At 75.4% G+C, this 16,413-nt stretch carries 7 protein-coding genes; 1 reads left to right on the top strand and 6 read right to left on the bottom strand.

Annotated features, from left to right (window positions below):
- Positions 1 to 141: 141 nt before the first annotated feature.
- The 3 genes from AB0P06_RS02555 to AB0P06_RS02545 form a co-directional block, all read right to left on the bottom strand.
- Entirely contained in the window at positions 142 to 723 is a 582-nt protein-coding gene (locus AB0P06_RS02555) for a hypothetical protein (RefSeq protein WP_363604486.1), read from the bottom strand.
- A 119-nt stretch (positions 724 to 842) separates the two neighbouring features.
- Positions 843 to 2,072, bottom strand: coding sequence for an AAA family ATPase (locus AB0P06_RS02550; RefSeq protein WP_363604609.1), 1,230 nt, complete (start codon positions 2,070 to 2,072; stop codon positions 843 to 845).
- A gap of 174 nt (positions 2,073 to 2,246) precedes the next feature.
- Complete coding sequence (locus AB0P06_RS02545) at positions 2,247 to 3,260, bottom strand: helix-turn-helix domain-containing protein (RefSeq protein WP_363604484.1); 1,014 nt, start codon at positions 3,258 to 3,260, stop codon at positions 2,247 to 2,249.
- A 325-nt stretch (positions 3,261 to 3,585) separates the two neighbouring features.
- Here AB0P06_RS02545 and AB0P06_RS02540 point away from each other — a divergent pair, with 325 nt between their 5' ends.
- Positions 3,586 to 7,284, top strand: a complete 3,699-nt coding sequence (locus AB0P06_RS02540; protein ID WP_363604482.1) for a S8 family serine peptidase — start codon at positions 3,586 to 3,588, stop codon at positions 7,282 to 7,284.
- 150 nt (positions 7,285 to 7,434) lie between these two features.
- Here the strand turns inward: AB0P06_RS02540 and AB0P06_RS02535 are convergent, their stop codons facing one another.
- From AB0P06_RS02535 to AB0P06_RS02525, 3 genes are read right to left on the bottom strand one after another with little or no spacing between them, the layout of a single operon-like run.
- Positions 7,435 to 8,850 (bottom strand): DHA2 family efflux MFS transporter permease subunit, encoded by a 1,416-nt coding sequence (locus tag AB0P06_RS02535; protein WP_363604480.1) that lies wholly within the window; start codon positions 8,848 to 8,850, stop codon positions 7,435 to 7,437.
- On the bottom strand, positions 8,835 to 9,032 hold the full coding sequence (locus tag AB0P06_RS02530) for an MbtH family protein (protein ID WP_363604479.1): 198 nt from the start codon (positions 9,030 to 9,032) through the stop codon (positions 8,835 to 8,837). The genes AB0P06_RS02535 and AB0P06_RS02530 overlap by 16 nt, the downstream gene beginning before the upstream one ends.
- A complete protein-coding gene (locus AB0P06_RS02525; RefSeq protein WP_363604477.1) occupies positions 9,025 to 16,275 on the bottom strand; it encodes an amino acid adenylation domain-containing protein in 7,251 nt (2,416 codons plus the stop codon). The genes AB0P06_RS02530 and AB0P06_RS02525 overlap by 8 nt, the downstream gene beginning before the upstream one ends.
- Positions 16,276 to 16,413 lie beyond the last annotated feature (138 nt).

The following is a 16,413-nucleotide window of genomic DNA, read 5'->3' as shown; positions in this document are numbered from 1 at the left end:
CTCGGAGGTCCCGGGCCGGCGCGGGGAGACGGCGGGCGCACGTCTTCGGCCCGGCCGGCCCGAGGACCGGTCAGGGTTTGTCCGGCAGTTCGCGCGCGGCGGGGATTGCCGGACAAGCCCTGACCGAAAGGCGTCGGCCGGTCAGGCCGCCGAGCAGCCGGTGGGCGGGGGCAGGACCACGTAGGGGCTCTCGGTGGAGGCGGGGCCGGCGAGCGGGCCCCGGGTCTGGCCCGGCACATAGGTGATCCCGGGCTGCCGTTCCCAGAGGGTGCGGTTGCAGGTGTCGGTGATCAGGAGGTCGCCGTTGCGCCAGAGGGTCAGCCGGGCGTGCGGGTGCCCGCCGGTGCCGCTCTCCCAGCAGAGGCCGCCGGACGCGTTGAGGACGACCAGGTTGCCGTCGGCGCGCATGACCGCCTTGACGCCGCAGCCGACGGTGCCGGACGCCCAGGTCGCGGACTGGCGTGACCAGTCGTGGCCGGGCGCGTAGTAGGTGACGAGGTTCCCGTCGGACTGCATGATGAGGCGAGCGGTGCCGTACTGGCCCCGGTTGTCGATGTGCCGGCCGTCGTTCGGGAGCTGTTCGTCGTCCCAGATACTGGCGGTCGGCGCGTCGTAGGCGGCGTGGGCGGTGCCCTGGGCGGCCAGGACGCTCGCCGCGGCCAGGGCCGTGGCGGCGGCGACGCCGGCGAGCCTGCGGGTGATTCGTGCGACGGTGCTGCTCAACTGCTTGTCCCTCTTCCCTCGCCCGGTGCTGGTACGGCGGCCGGCCTGGTCGGGCGGGTGACGGCGGCCGCTGAGGGGATTGTGTGACCCGCCGATTGACGGATGATCAACGCGTTCGTTTACGTCCCGCCGGGGCCGCCGGTCCGCGGGACCAGCGCGGCGACCGGCCAGGCGGGGCGGCGCACCAGCCGGTCCGCCGCGGCCCGCAGCGGACCCGGCAGATGGTCGCAGGCGGCGGCCAGCGTCCGGGCGGCCGTCGGTTCGCGGGCCAGCCGGTCGGTGCCGAGCACCCGGCCGAGCAGCGCCTGTGCCTCACCGGGGGTCATCCGGCCGAGGCTGACGGCGTGACATGCGACGCGCCCGCCCGGGGCGCCGAGCGGCAGCGGGCCGGGGCCGTCGGCGGTGACGAGGGCGGCGCAGCCGGGCGCCACGGGCAGCAGCGGGCCCGCGCGGTCGGCGGTGGCGGCCCCGTCGAGGACGACCAGGACCCTCCGGTCGGCCAGCAGCCGGTGGTACAGCGTGCGGCGGTCGGCCGGGTCCGGCGGCACGGCCCGCTCCTCGACGCCCAGCGCGCGGACGAACGCCGCCAGGACGGCGGGCACCGTCGGGGCGTCCCGGCCGTGGAGATCCGCGTACAACTGGCCGTCCGGGTAGGCGGCGCCGGCCAGGTGGGCGGCGTGGACGGCGAACGCGCTCTTGCCGGCTCCCCGGGGGCCGGTCACCGTGACGAGCGGCGGGCCGGTCCGGTCCGGTGCGGTCAGGGTCTCCGCGACCGCGGCCAGTTCCTCCCCGCGCCCAGTGAAGTCACCCAGGTCGGGCGGCAGTTGGAAGGGGCGCAGCACCGGGCGGACGGGGGTGCGGGCCGGCGCGGGCGTCCAGGTGTCCGCCCGCAGTTCCAGGTCGAGTTCGAGGCGGGAGCGCCGCGCCTCGTCCCGCCGGGCGGCCAGCAGGCGGCGTTCGTGTGCGGCGAAGGGCCCCGGCACGTCGTCCAGGGCCCGGCCCGTCCAGAGGTCCAGGGCGTCGGACAGCAGGGTGCGGGCGCGTTCCGGCTGCCAGTTGCGGCGGGCGGTGGCGGCGTCGGCGAGCGCGGTCAGGAAGGCCGTGCGGTCGATGCCCGCCGGGTCGGCGTCCAGCCGGTAGCCCTTGGCCTCGTGCCGCAGGATGCTCGGGCCGCCCGCGTCCAGCGCGCTGCGGAGCCGGTACACGTTGCCGGGCAGGGCGCCGGCGCGGTCCGGGGCCTCGTCGCCCTCCTCGCCCCAGACCCCGTCGATGATCTCGCCGACCGGGACGGGGCGGCCGGCCTGGGCGAGCAGGACGGCGAGGACGGCCCGGTCCTGGGCCCGGTTGATCCGCAGCTCGCGGCCGGCCCGCCAGGCCTTCAGCGGTCCGAGGGTGGTGAAGTGGAGCTCCAGCGCGTTCCTCCTGCGCTTCGACGAACGGATCGACGGTTCGTCATGCTACAGACCAACGGGTACGGGGCTCTCGGGGCCGGGGTACGGGACTCCGCCGGCCCGGACTCCGTCTCAGATCCACCCCTCGCGGGCCGCGTGGAGGCCCAGCTGGATCCGGGTGCTCACCCCCGCCCGGTCCAGGAGCCGTCGCACCCGCCGCTCCACCGTCCGCTTGCTGACCCCGAGGTGGGTGGCCACCGCGCGGTCGGGGAGACCGGCCACCAGCAGCGACAGCAGCCGCAGATCACTCGGCGAAGGTCTGGCCGACACCGTCCCGGCGCCCACGCTCTCCGGGGTTCCGTCCGGCCGGGGGAGCACCGGTGTCGCGGACTCCCAGACGCTCTCGAACAGCGCCTCCACCACGGCGATCAGGCTGGGGTGTCGGATCAGGAGGCCGAAGCGCTCCTCCCCGCCGCCCGGGTCCAGGGGGATCAGGGCCCGGCCGGCGTCGGACAGCAAGAGCTTGACCGGCACGGCCGGCGCCGTCCGCATCAACTCGCCACTGCACAGGGACGACTCGATCAGGTTCTCGTCCGGTGCCTGGGACAGGGCCGACTGCTCGTACACCACCCGGTAGCTCAGCCCCTCGGCCATCCGGGCGAGCTGGGTGGGCAGGTTGTCCGCCGCGGACAGCGCGAAGACCGGCGGCTTGACCAGGGCGCGCACCTCCTTGCGGGCACTCTCCTGGACGTCCTGGACGGCGGCCGCCAGGGCCTGGTGTCCGGCGACCACCTGGACGATCTCCGTGGTGTCGCGGGCCGGCGCGGACCGGCGGTAGACGTCGGCCAGCCGCTGGACGCTGGTCCGGGCCTCCTCCAGTTCCCGTTGGCGCCTGGCCAGGAGATTGCGGAAGGCCAGCTCCGGCTCGCGCGCGCGGTAGCGGCCGCCCACCGGCTGGACGAGCCCCTGCTCCGCCAGGGCCGCCAGCCCCACCCGCACCTGGTGCTGCGGACGGCCGGTCGCGGCGGCCAGTTCCGCGAGCTGGGCGGCGGGGCGGGTGACCAGTGCCAGGTAGACGTGCTCCGCCTCGGCTCCCAGGCCGAATCCGTCGAGCAGCCGCCCTTGTTCTTCCAGCGCCTCCAGCAACCGACTTCGCCCCTTCGTGACGATCGGCTCGTACCCCATCGGCTCGCCGGCCGGTACGGGCCGGGGTCGGATCGGCCTCCGAATGACGTGGCCATGATCACCGTAAAGAGAAGCCCTACGGCAGTCAATGGGCACTCATGAAGATTGCGTGGCGAAGTACCGTACGGGCGGCCCGAAGTGAGCATCCGTACCGCCCAGGGGGATCCGGGCTGTCGGGGGCACGCCGTTGACGGGCAACCGCCACCGCCGAGAGGGATGTCCGGGCACGGAGCGCACCAGAATCTCACCAGCCCTGCCACCCCCGGAAGTTCCCCAGAGGAGACCTGTGCGATCCCCCACTCCACGGCTCCGGCGCCTGATAGCCGTCGGCGCCGCTCTCGCCGCTCTCGCCGCGACGCCCGCCGGCCCCTTCAGCGCGGTCGCGGCCCCCGCACCCGCGAACGGCCCCGCCGTCGCCCCCGGCACGAGTTCACGCACCATCACCCTGCTCACGGGTGACAGGGTCACCCTGACCACCCTGGCGACCGGGCAGGTCATCACCTCGGTGACACCGGCCCGGGACAGCACCGGTGTGGTGCACACCCTGACCGTCGGCGACGACACCTACGTCTACCCGGACAGCGTCCTCCCCTATGTCGCCGCCGGAATCCTCGACAAGCGGCTGTTCGACGTCACCGCGCTGGTGGCGGACGGCTACGACGACGCGCAGGCGTCCGCACTCCCGCTGATCGTCCAGTACGACAGGAGTGCCCGCGGCGCCGCGGACGGCCCGGCCACCGCGAAGCTGACCACCTCGCGGGATCTCCCGGCGATCAACGCCACGGCCTCGACCGTCAGGCGGGACGACTCCGCCGCCGCCTGGCGGCAGCTGACCGCCGTCACGGCCCGGGGCGCCGCGCCGGCCTTCGCCGGCGGTGTCAGCCACATCTGGCTGGACGGCAGGGCCACGGCGAATCTGGCCGACAGCACCGCGCAGATCGGCGCACCCGAGGTGTGGTCCGGGGGCAACACCGGCGCGGGCATCAAGGTGGCCGTCCTGGACACCGGCATCGACACCGGGCACCCCGACCTCGCCGACCGGGTGGCGGGCAGTCAGAGCTTCGTCCCCGGCGAGCCCGTCGAGGACGTCCACGGGCACGGCACCCACGTCGCCTCCACCGTCGCCGGTACCGGCGCGGCCTCCGGCGGCAAGGAGAAGGGCGTCGCGCCGGACGCGCGGCTCGTCGTCGGCAAGGTCCTCGGCGGCCCGGGCGCCACCGGCCTGGACTCCTGGATCATCGCGGGCATGACCTGGGCGGCCGAGACCGAGCACGCCAGGATCGTCAGCATGAGCCTCGGCGACCCCTCCGTCGTCGGCGACGGCAGCGACCCGCTGAGCCAGGCCGTGGACGCCCTGAGCGCCCGGACCGGCGCGCTGTTCGTGATCGCCGCGGGCAACTCCGGTGCGGGGGGCGTCTCCTCCCCCGGCTCCGCGACCTCGGCGCTGACCGTCGGCGCGGTCGACTCCGGCGACAACCTCGCCGACTTCTCCAGCACCGGCCCGCGCGCCCTCGACGGCAACCCCAAGCCCGAACTCACCGCTCCCGGTGTGGACATCGTGGCCGCCCGCTCGCAGCACACCGACGGAAGCGGCTACTACACCACCATGAGCGGCACCTCGATGGCGACGCCGCACGTCGCCGGCGCGGCCGCGCTGCTCGCCGCCGCGCACCCGGACTGGACCGGCCGGCAGATCAAGGACGACCTGGTCAGCACCACGCACCTGACGCCCGGCATCACCGTCGGCGACGGCGGCGCCGGCCGGCTGGACGCCAGGGCCGCGGTGCTCGGCAGCGTCCACGCCACCGCCACCGCGTGGTCCGGCTTCTACTCCTGGCCGCACGGCGCCGACCGGCCCCGCGCCAGGACCGTGACCTACCGCAACACCGGCAGTGCGGACGTCACCCTCAGGCTGGCGCTGGACACCCCGGCCCCCGCGGGCGTGTTCAAGCTCTCCGCCGACTCGGTGACCGTACCCGCGGGCGGCACCGCCGACGTCGCCCTGACCGGCGACCCGGCGAAGGCACCCGCCACCGGCAACCTCGACGGGCAGCTGCTGGCCACCGACCCGGCCACCGGCGGCGTCGTGGCGCACACCCTCGTCGGCATCAACGTCGAGAGCGAGCGCTACAACCTGACCGTCAACGCGACCGGCCGCGACGGCGGCCCGCTCCAGGGTCTGGCCGAGGTCTACGACCTGCACACCGGTGACGTCCTCCTCGCCCAGCTGGACGGCCCCACCACCCTGCGGCTGGCGCCCGGCACCTACGCGGTCCTGACGACCGCCGACCTCCTGGGTGCCGAGAAGCCGGACGGTCTCGGCCTCGCGGTGCTGTCCGACCCGCAGGTCGAGCTCACCGCCGACCGGACGGTCGCGCTCGACGCCCGCCGGGCGCACCAGGTGCAGGTCCGCACGCCCAGGGAGGCGACCGCCTCCCAGTACCGGATGGAGTGGTACCGGGGCCTGAGGGAGACCGGCGGCCTGGACGAGGTCCTGCTGATCCCGCTGAAGTACACCAGTATCTGGGCCCAGCAGACCACTCCCGTCACCACCGGCGCCTTCCACTTCCTCACCCGCTGGCGGCTCGGCCAGAGCACGCTGGAGGTGAACGGGGCGGGTACGGAGTTCACCGACCTCGTCCAGCAGGTCGGCTCCACGGCACTCGCCCCCGGCCGCAGCCGCCTGCGCGCCGTCCACGCCGGCCAGGGCGCCGCCGCCGACTACGCCCGCATCGACGCCAGGGGCAGGGCCGTCGTGGTGGACGCCAACTCCACCGTCACGCCCACCGCGCAGTCCGCGGCCGCGGTCGCGGCCGGTGCCAGGCTGCTGCTGGTCGTCAACGACACCGAGGGCCGCCTCAGCACCTGGTACGGCAACGCCGACTACACCGACGCACCCATCCAGGTGGCCTCGCTGACCAAGGTCGAGGGCAAGAAGCTGGAAGCCGCGATCGCCAAGGGCGACGACCGCCTGGACGTCACCGCCCGTGACCACCGCGACTACGTCTACGACCTGGTCGACCGCCACGACGGCGCCGTCCCGGCCGACCTGCTGTACCAGCCGAAGGAGTCCGGCCTGGCCACCGTCCGGCAGAACTTCACCTCGCCCTCCCGCGTCCTCGGCGGCGAATTCCGTTACGACCTCCAGGACTTCAACAGCCGCGGCTTCGGCTTCGCCGAGTACCAGCCCATGCCGCAGGCCCGCGTCGACTACGTGGGCACCCAGCAGGGCTTCACCTGGTACGAGCAGTCCACCCTCGGCTCGATCGTGGAGGAGCGGGCGGTGCCGCGCACCTACGCGGCCGGCACGACCACCGACCACCGGTGGTTCTCCGCGCCACTGCACCCGCGGCTGAACACCGGCACCTGGCTGCCCAGCCGCACCGGCGACTGGATGGTCGTCAACATCCCCGGCTGGGGCGACGGTGAAGCGGGCCGCTCCGGCTTCGCGCTGAGCGACGACCTCAAGGAGAACCTGGCGCTCTACCGGGGCGGCACCCTGCTGGCCCGGCAGGACGGCCAGGCGCTCTACCTGACCGTCCCCGCCTCGGCGAAGCCCGAGCCGTACCGCCTGGTCGCCACGACCGGCCAGAGCGGGGTCTTCGCCTACGGCACCGGCACCACCACCGAATGGACGTTCACCTCCGCGACCGCTCCGGACGGCTACGACTACCTCCCGCTCGTCCAGCTCGACTACAACCTGGGCGCGGACTCCGACGGCGCGATCCACCGCAACGCGCGCATCGGCGTCACCGCCTCGCCGATGGACAACGCCGCCCGGGCCGGGAGGATCACCAGCACCTCCCTGGAGGCCTCCTACGACGGCGGCGCCACCTGGACCAGGCTGAACCCGGACCGCGACGGTACCGCCGAACTGTCCGCGCCGCCACACAACTCCGGCTTCGTCTCCCTGCGGGCGAAGGCCACGGACAGCAACGGCAACTCCGTCACCCAGACCCTGCTGAACGCGGCGCGGCTGAGGTGAGGCCGGGGCCGTGACGGCGGTTCGCGGGACCGCCGGTCGGGACCGGCCGGCGGACCGTGAACGGCGACAGACGCGGGCCCGCCCCGAATCCGGGGGCGAGCCCGCGCCATACGGTTCGGCGGGTCCGGGCCTGCCGCCGCGTGGTGCCGCTCAGTCCAGCGGCGGCGGGCCGGGGGCCTCCTTCGGGAGGCGGGCCGCGACCAGGGCGCCGAGGGCCACGGCCCCGGCGGTGGCCAGCAGCGCCGCCCGGTAGGGGCCGGGCTCGGTGCCGTGGGTGCCGTCGTCGGCGAGGGCACCGATCAGGGCCGCGGTGACGGCGATGCCGAGGGCGCCGCCGAGGGTGCGGACGATGGTGAACAGGCCCATCGCCTGGCCCATGGCGGGCGGCGGCACCTCGGCGAAGCCGGCGATCTGGACGGTGAGCACCCCGGTGCCGAGAACCAGCCCGATGCCGAACATCAGCGCCCGCACCGCCCAGGCGTTCCCGCCGACGCCCGGGACGGCCAGCGCCGCCAGGACGAGGGCCGCGAGCAGCAGTGCGGGCACGGCGAGACGGCGCGGTCCGACCCGGGGCAGCAGCCGGTCCACCACCTGCGAGGCCGCCATCAGGCCGATCGCCTCCGGGAAGACACTCAGCCCGGCGTCCAGCGCCGAGGCCCCGAGGGCGGCCTGGTAGAGCAGCGGGAAGACGAACAGCGCGCCCATCAGCCCGGCCGCCGTCAGCAGGGCGAGCCAGGAGGCGGCGCCGAACACCCGGTCGGCGAGCAGCCGAAGGTCCACCAGCGGCTTGTCGGCCCGCAGTTGGTGCCGGACGGCGAGGCCGAGGAGGAGCAGTCCGAGCACCCCGCTGACCGCCACCGCCGGCGAGGCCCAGCCGTGCGCCGGGCCGAAGCCGAGCGCGTAGGTGAGCAGGCCGAGGCCGGGGGTGGCGAGCAGGAAGCCGAGGGTGTCGAAGCGGCCGGCCGGGGGCTCGCCCTCCGAGGCGAGGCCGATGGCGCCGATCAGCACGGCCGCCGCCCCGATCGGCACGTTCACCAGGAACAGCCAGTGCCAGGAGAGGTGTTCGGTGAGGAAGCCGCCGAGCGGCGGACCGAGGGCGGGCATCAGGGCGGTCGGCACGATCAGCACCTTGCCGAGCCCGGCCCGTTCGTGCGGCTCGAAGGCCCGGAAGAGCAGCGTCATGCCGACCGGGGTGAGCAGCCCGCCGGCCACGCCCTGCACCGCCCGGGCGGCGGAGAGCGAGCCCAGATCGGGGGCGGCGGCGCAGACGGCCGAGGCCGCCGTGAACGCCGCCAGCGAGCCCAGGAAGACCCGCTTGACCCCGAACCTGTCGCCCAGCCAGCCCGCCACCGGGAGCCCGACCGCGAGGCCGACCAGGAAGGCGACCTCGACGGCGTTGGCCGCGGAGACGGGGCGGCCGAAGTCCTCGGCGATGGTGAACAGGGCCGGGTTGACGATCGTCGAGTCCAGGCCGTTCATGCACATCGCGGCCGTGTAGACGACGACCACGGCGACGCGCCCCGCGAGGAGGGGGCGCGCCGGGGTCTCGGTTACCGGACCGGGCACAGATCGGTCCAGTTCTCGGTGATCCAGTCCAGGGCGCGGGCGCGCTCGCACGGCCCGTGGGCGACGGTCCAGCCGGCCGGGACGGCGGCGAAGGCCGGCCAGAGCGAGTGCTGGCCCTGGTCGTTGACGAGGGCGAGGAACTCGCCGTCACCGTCGAAGGGGTTGGCGGGGGCGTCACTCATGGGGCTGGTTCTCCAGGTGTTCGGCGACCACGCGCGCGATGTGCGCGATGGGGGCGGGCAGGGTCATGTCCTTGTGCGAGCAGGCGACATCGGTGTTGTCGATCCGGCCGGAGACGTACGGGGTCCAGGTCTCGGGGGTGAGCGTCTCGTCGATGGTGTCGACGGTGGCGCGGAAGAACAGCACGTCGCCGTCGAAGACCCGGTGGTCGTAGCCGCGCACCAGGTGGTTGGTGTTGAGGTAGATGTGGTTGAGCGCTTCCAGCGTGGCCTCGTCGAGCCCGGCCAGCGGGCTGCCCTCGCGGCGCAGCAGCGCGGTCACGGTGGCGAGTTCGAGCGGCTGCCCGTCGAGGTCCTCGGGGCCGTGGCCGCCCATGGTGAGCAGCGCCTCCAGGGCTTCGGCCTGGTCGGGCACGGGCAGGTCGCGGAAGCCCTCGGCGGGGTAGGCGTCCAGGATGGCCAGCAGCTCGACGGCGCAGCCGAGTTCCTGGAGCCGGGTGGCCATGGCATGCGCGATGATGCCTCCGGTGGACCAGCCGAGCAGCCGGTAGGGGCCGTCGGGCCGGACTTCGCGGAGCCGGTCGACGTAGTGCGCGGCCAGCTCCTCCAGGGTCCGCGGCAGCGGCAGCCCGGCGGTGGCGGCGCCGACGCCCTGGGCCTGGAGGCCGTAGATCGGCACGTCGGCGGGCAGGTGGCGGATCAGACCGGTGTAGCACCAGCTGAGGCCGCCGGCCGGGTGGACGGCGAACAGCGGGGCCTGCTTGCCGGGCCCGGCCGGGCGCAGCGGCAGCAGTACGTCCAGCGCGTCGGCGCCGCGGGCGTCGGAGGAGAGGGCGGACTCCAGGGCGGCCACGGTGGGGGCCTGGAACAGGGTGCCGATGCCGACCTCCAGGCCGAGGACGGCCCGGATCCGGGCGGCGAGGCGGACGACCAGCAGCGAGTGGCCGCCGAGGGCGAAGAAGTCGTCCTCCACGCCGACCGCCGGGACGCCCAGGACTTCGGCGAAGAGTTCGCGGAGCTGCTGCTCGCGCGGGGTGCGCGGTGGGCGGCCGGCACCCGCGGCCGGGGCCTCGGGGGCGGGCAGGGCGCGCCGGTCGAGCTTGCCGTTGGCGGTGAGCGGCAGCCGGTCCAGCAGGACGACGGCGGACGGCACCATGTGCGCGGGCAGGTCGCCGGAGGTGTGGGCGCGCAGGTCCTCGGCGGTGACGGGGCGGGCCGGGACGGCGTAGCCGACCAGGCGCTTGTCGCCGGGCACGTCCTCGCGGACGATCACGGCGGCGTCGGCGACGTCCGGGTGGGCGGCCAGCGCGGCCTCGATCTCGCCGAGTTCGATCCGGAAGCCGCGGATCTTGACCTGCTGGTCGGCCCGGCCGAAGTACTCCAGGACGCCGTCGGCGCGGCGGCGGGCGAGGTCGCCGGAGCGGTACATCCGGGTGCCGCGCTCGCCGAAGAGTTCGGCGTGCGGGTCGGCGACGAACCGTTCGGCGCTGAGCGCGGGGCGGCCGAGGTAGCCGCGGGCGAGGCCGGCGCCGGCCACGTACATCTCGCCGGTGACGCCGGGCGGGACGGGCTGGAGGTGCTGGTCCAGGACGTAGACCCGCAGGTCGGGGATGTTGACGCCGATGGTGCTGCTGGTGCCGGCGGCGGCGCTCGCCCGGTCCAGGGCGATGTACGAGACGTGCACGGTGGTCTCGGTGATGCCGTACATGTTGACCAGCGTCGGGGCGTTGTCGGTGTGCCGCTCGTACCAGTCGTCCAGTCGGCCGAGTTCCAGTGCCTCGCCGCCGAACACCACGTAGCGCAGGGCGAGTTCACTGCCCGGGCGGTCCCGGTCGGCGGCGCTGAGCTGGTAGAAGGCGGACGGGGTCTGGTTGAGGACGGTGACGCGCTCGCGGGCGAGCAGGTCGAGGAAGGCGGCCGGGTCGCGGCTGACCAGGTGCGGGACGACGACCAGCCGGCCGCCGTGCAGCAGGGCTCCCCACAGCTCCCAGACCGAGAAGTCGAAGGCGTAGGAGTGGAAGAGCGTCCAGACGTCCTCGGCGCCGAAGCCGAACCAGTGGTCGGTGGCGCTGAACAGCCGGACGACGTTGTGGTGGGTGACGGGCACGCCCTTGGGCCGGCCGGTGGAGCCCGAGGTGTAGATGACGTAGGCGACGTCGTCCGGGCGCAGCGGCCGGGTGCGCTCGTGCTGGGCCAGCGGGGTGGCCGGGTGGGCCGCCGGCTCCGGTCCGTCGACGAGGAGTTGGGGCACCTGGTGGGCGGGCAGCCGGGCGGCCGTGGCGGCGTCGGTGAGCAGCGCGGCGGGTTCGGCGTCGGCCAGCATGTAGGCGAGCCGGTCGGCCGGGTAGTCGGGGTCGAGCGGCAGGTAGGCGGCGCCGGACTTGGCGACGGCCAGCAGGGCGGTGACGAGCTCCGACGAACGCGGCAGCGCGAGCGCGACGATGGTGCCGGGGCCGATCCCCCGGGCGGCCAGCAGCCGGGCCAACCGGTCGGCGCGGGCGCCGAGTTCGCGGTAGTCGAGGGAGTCGTCGCGGCAGCTGACGGCGGTGGCGTCCGGGTGGGCGAGCGCCGCCGCCTCGAACAGCTCGGGCAGGGTGGCGCCGGGGACGGAGGTGACCGGCCGGCCGTTCCACTCGACCAGGGCGCGCAGCCGCTCCTCCTCGCTGGTCAGCGGCAGCAGGCCGATCGTGGTGTCGGGCGTGGTGGCGGCGGCGGTGAGCAGCCGGGCGAGCCTGGCCGACAGGGCCTCGGCGGTGGCCGGGTCGAAGAGGTCGGTGCGGTACTCCAGGAAGCCGGCGATGCCGCCGTCGCGCAGTTCGCCCGCGTTGAGGGTGAGGTCGAACTTGGCGGTGCCGGACGGCACGGCGGCGATCCGGGCGGTGAGGCCGCCGCCGAGGGCGAACTCCTCGTCGGGGACGCTCTGCCAGGCCAGCATGGTCTGGAACAACGGGTGCCGGGCCAGTGAGCGCGGCGGGTTGAGCTCCTCGACCAGCCGGTCGAAGGGCAGGTCGGCGTGGTCGTGGGCGCCGAGGACGGCGGTGCGGGCGCGGTCGAGCAGCTCGCGGAAGGTGGGGTCGCCGGACGTGTCGGTGCGCAGGACCACCGAGTTGACGAAGTAGCCGACGAGGGAGGCGGTTTCGTCGCTGTCCCGGCCGGCGACGGGGGTGCCGATGGGGATGTCGGTGCCGGCGCCGTGCCGGGTGAGCAGGGCGGCGAGGCCGGCCTGGACGGCCATGAAGACGCTGGTGCCGGTGGTGCGGGCGAGCGCGGCCAGGGCGGCGTGGGCGTCGGCGCCGAGGGCGAACGGCACGGTGGCGCCGTGGTGGGCGGCGACGGGCGGCCGGGGGCGGTCGGTGGGCAGTTCGAGCTGGTCGGGCAGGCCGGCCAGGGTCTTGCGCCAGTGGTCGAGCTGGCGGACGGCGAGCGGACTGGGCGCTTCGGCGCTGCCGAGCAGCTGCCGCTGCCAGGCCACGTGGTCGGCGAACTGGACGGCCAGTGGCGGCAGTTCGGGTGCGCGGCCGGCCAGGCGGGCGGTGTAGGCGGCGGCCAGGTCGCGGGCCAGCGGGGTGGTGGAGGCGCCGTCCCCGGCGATGTGGTGGAGCAGCAGGAGCAGCGTGTGCCGGCCGTCGCCGTCCTCGAACAGGCTGACCCGCAGCGGCGGTTCGGCGGCCAGGTCGAAGGCGTACCGGACGGCCTCGGCGAGCGTCGGCCCGGTGTGCAGGGGGACGGTCGCGGGCGGCAGCACCCGCTGGTACGGCTCGTCGGCCCCGGGGTCGCCGGGCCGACGCTCGCCGCCCCCGGGCTCGACGTACACCGTGCGCAGGATCTCGTGCCGGGCCGCGAGGTCGGTGACGGCGAGCGCGAGGGCGTCGCGGTCGAGCGGGCCGGTGAGGGTGAGGACGAGCGGGATGTTGTAGGTGGGGCTGGGGCCTTCGAGCCGGTGCAGGAACCAGAGTCCGCGCTGGGCCGGCGAGAGCGGGGTGCGCTCCGCCCGCTCCACGGCGGTCAGGGCCGGGCGCGGCTCGGGTGCCGAGCGCTCACGCAGCAGGGCGGCGAGCGCGGCCGGGGTGGGGTGGCGGAAGACGTCGGCGAAGCCGACGGCGGCGCCGAGGGTGTCGCGCAGACGGGCGGCGAGGCGGCCGGCGAGCAGCGAGTGACCGCCGAGGTCGAAGAACCCGGCGTCCCGGCCGGGCACTTCGGGCAGGTCGAGCACGGCCGCGAACAGACCGCAGATGACCTCCTCCTGCGGGGTCGCGGGGGCGGCCCCGGGCGCCGGGCCGTCGGCGGCCGGCTCGGGCAGGGCGCGGTGGTCGAGCTTGTCGTTGGCGGTGCGCGGCAGTTCGTCGAGGACGAGGACGGCGGCGGGCACCATGTGGCCGGGCAGCCGCTCGGCGAGCGCGGAGCGCAGGTGGCCGGCGTCGAGGGCGGCACCGGCGGCGGGGACGGCGTAGCCGAGCAGCCGCTTGCCGTGCGGGCCCGGGCGGGCGATCACCACGGCCTGGGCGACGCCCGGTTCGGCGGCCAGCACGGCGGCGATCTCGCCGGGTTCGATCCGGAAGCCGCGGATCTTCACCTGGTCGTCGGCGCGGCCGAGGAACTCCAGGGTGCCGTCGGGGCGGCGGCGGGCGAGGTCGCCGGTGCGGTACATCCGGCCGCCGGGCGGGCCGAACGGGTCGGCGAGGAAGCGCTCGGCGGTGAGGTCGGGGCGGCCGAGGTAGCCGCGGGCCAGGCAGGCGCCGGCCACGTACAGTTCGCCGGTGGCCCCGTCGGGCGCGGGCCGCAGCGAGCCGTCGAGGACGTAGGCGCGCGAGCCGCGGACCACCCGGCCGACCGGGGTGCCGTCGGGGCCCGGGGTCCAGGAGTAGGCGTCGACGGTGGTCTCGGTGGGGCCGTAGAGGTTGAGCGGGCGCAGGCCCGGCACGGCGGTGAGCCGCTGCCAGAGGGCGTCCGGGGTGGCCTCGCCGCCGACCGCGACGAGCGCGGGGCGGTGCCGGTCGTCGTCCAGCAGGCCCTCGGCGAGCAGGACTTCGAGGTAGGAGGGGGTGACGTCGAGATAGTCGATCCGTTCCCGGTCGACGTATCCGGCGAGGGCGGCCGGGTCGCGGTACGTCTCGTCGTCGAGCAGGTGCAGCTCGTGGCCGTGGACCATCCAGAGCACCGGGTCCCAGGAGGCGTCGAAGGCGAACGAGGCGCTGTGGGCGACGCGCAGCCGCTCGCGACCGGTGCGCCGGACGGCGGGGGCGATGTGGTCCTCGCCGTGGCCGGCGTGCAGGTTGGCGAGCGAGGCGTGGGTGACGACGACGCCCTTGGGGCGGCCGGTGGAGCCGGAGGTGTGCAGCAGGTAGGCGGTGTGGTCCGGGTCCGGTGCGGGCAGCGGCCCGGCGGGCAGTGCGGCGAGCGCCGCGCGCTCCGCCGGGTCGTCCAGGACGACGGCGGGCGGCGTGCCGTCGCCGGGCAGTGCGGCGAGCGCCGCCGCGGTGCCGACGGCGCAGACCGGGCGGGTGTCGTCGAGGATGCCGGCGATCCGCTGCCGGGGGTGGGCGAGGTCGAGGGAGAGGCAGGCGCCGCCGGCCTTGAGCACGGCGAGCATGGCGACCAGGGTGTCGGCACTGCGGGGCAGGGCGAGCGCGACGGGCGTCCCGGCGCGGACGCCGAGGGCGGCCAGCCGGTGCGCGAGTCGGTTGGCGGCGGCGTCCAGCTCGGCGAAGGTGAGGGCGGTTTCGCCGCTGCGCAGGGCGGTCCCGGCCGGGGTGCGGGCGGCCTGCGCGGCGAAGAGCGCGGGCAGGGTCAGCTCGGCCGGGGGCTCCTCGCGGCCGGCGGTGGCGCGGCGCAGCGTGTCGGCGTCCAGCAGGTCGATCCGGGCGATCGGCGTCTGCGGGTCGGTGAGCAGCAGGTCGGCGAGGCCGTCGAGGTAGCGGAGCAGGCCGTCCTGGTGGGCGGCGAGGGAGTCGGCGTCGTACCGGCCGGGGTGGGCGTCCAGGCCGAGGCGCAGCGCGCCGTCGGGGCCGGGCGAGACGGCGAGCGCGAGGTCGTCGACGGGCCCGGCGGCGAGGTTGCGGACGGTACCGGGCAGGCCGGCCAGGTCGAGGTCGCGTTCGAAGGCCTTGATGTTGACCATCGGGCCGAACAGGGCGCGCCGGTCGCCGGTCCGGGCGAGGTCGCGGCGCAGGTCCTCCAGCGGGTAGCGCTGGTGGCGGCGGACGGCGCGGAGCTCCAGCACGACGCGGCGCAGCAGTTCGGCGGCGGTGTCCCGGGGGCGGACGGCGAGGCGCAGCGGCAGGATGTTGGCGGTGGCGGTGGGGGTGCGCAGGGCGGCGGGGCCGCGGCGGTTGGCAAGCGGCAGGCCGAGGACGACGTCCTCGGTGCCGGCGAGGCGGTGCAGGTAGCCGGCGGTGGCGGCGATGACCAGTTCGGCCCAGGTGGCGCGGGCGGCGGTGGCGGCGCGCTCCAGCCGGGCGACGGTGCCGGCGGGCAGTTCGGCGGTGCGGCGCAGCGGCTCGGCGCCGGCGGTGGCTGCTTGGGTGGCGGCTTCGGCGGCTTGGGTGGCGGCTTGGACGGACGTGCCGTCCGGTGTGCCGGGCAGGGTGGCCGGGGCCTCGGCGCCGGCCAGTCGCTCGCGCCAGAACTCCCGGTCGGCGGCGTACTCCTGGCCCGACCGGTAGGCGGCCTCCTCGGCGGCGGTGTCGGCGGGGGTGCCGAAGGCGCGGTCGCCGGGCGGGGTGCCGGTGGCGTACGCGGTGTACAGCTCGGCGACCCGGCCGCCGAGGAGGGTGAGCGCGTAGGCGTCCACGACGAGGTGGTGGACGCGCTGGTACCACCAGTGGCGGTCGTCGGCGAGGCGGATGAGGGCCTGGGTGAACAGCGGCCCCTCGGTGAGGTCCACGGGCCTGGCGAGGTCGGCGCGCATCCAGGCCTCGGCCTCGGCGGCCGGGTCGGCGGCGGCGCGCAGGTCGAGGCGGTGCAGCGGCCAGGTGTGGCCGGGGCGCGGGCGCAGGGCCGGGGTGCCGTCCCGGTCGGTGACGACGAGGGCGGTCAGGGCGTCGGCCTCGTCCAGGGTCCGCCGCAGGGCGTCTTCGAAGAGGTCGGCGTCGAGCGGGCCGGTGATCTCGACGGCGTCGCCGGTGTTGTAGACCGGGCTGTCGGGGTCGAGCGCCTGCGCGTACCAGATGGCCGCCTGGGTGGCGAGCAGCGGTACGTCGGCGGCGGGGGCGGCGACGGGGTCGGACGCGGCCTGGTGGCGACGCATGGTTCTGAGAGCTCCTCGGGTCCGGCGAACGAAACGCCTACTTAGGTTAGCCTAAGCTATCTACATACTGTCTGGTCAACAGCCCGGTGAAGCACGGGCCCTGACGCCTCCGGAGGCACCCTTGTCCACCCCGACCGA

It is taken from the genome of Kitasatospora sp. NPDC088351 (genome assembly GCF_040685575.1).
Taxonomy (GTDB): Bacteria; Actinomycetota; Actinomycetes; order Streptomycetales; family Streptomycetaceae; genus Kitasatospora.
This window is presented reverse-complemented; position numbering and strand designations above follow the sequence as displayed.

Coding starts and splice junctions, on each gene's coding strand:
- AB0P06_RS02530 (WP_363604479.1), bottom strand. CDS start 9,032: ATGAGTGACGCCCCCGCCAACCCCTTCGACGGTGACGGCGAGTTCCTC.
- AB0P06_RS02525 (WP_363604477.1), bottom strand. CDS start 16,275: ATGCGTCGCCACCAGGCCGCGTCCGACCCCGTCGCCGCCCCCGCCGCC.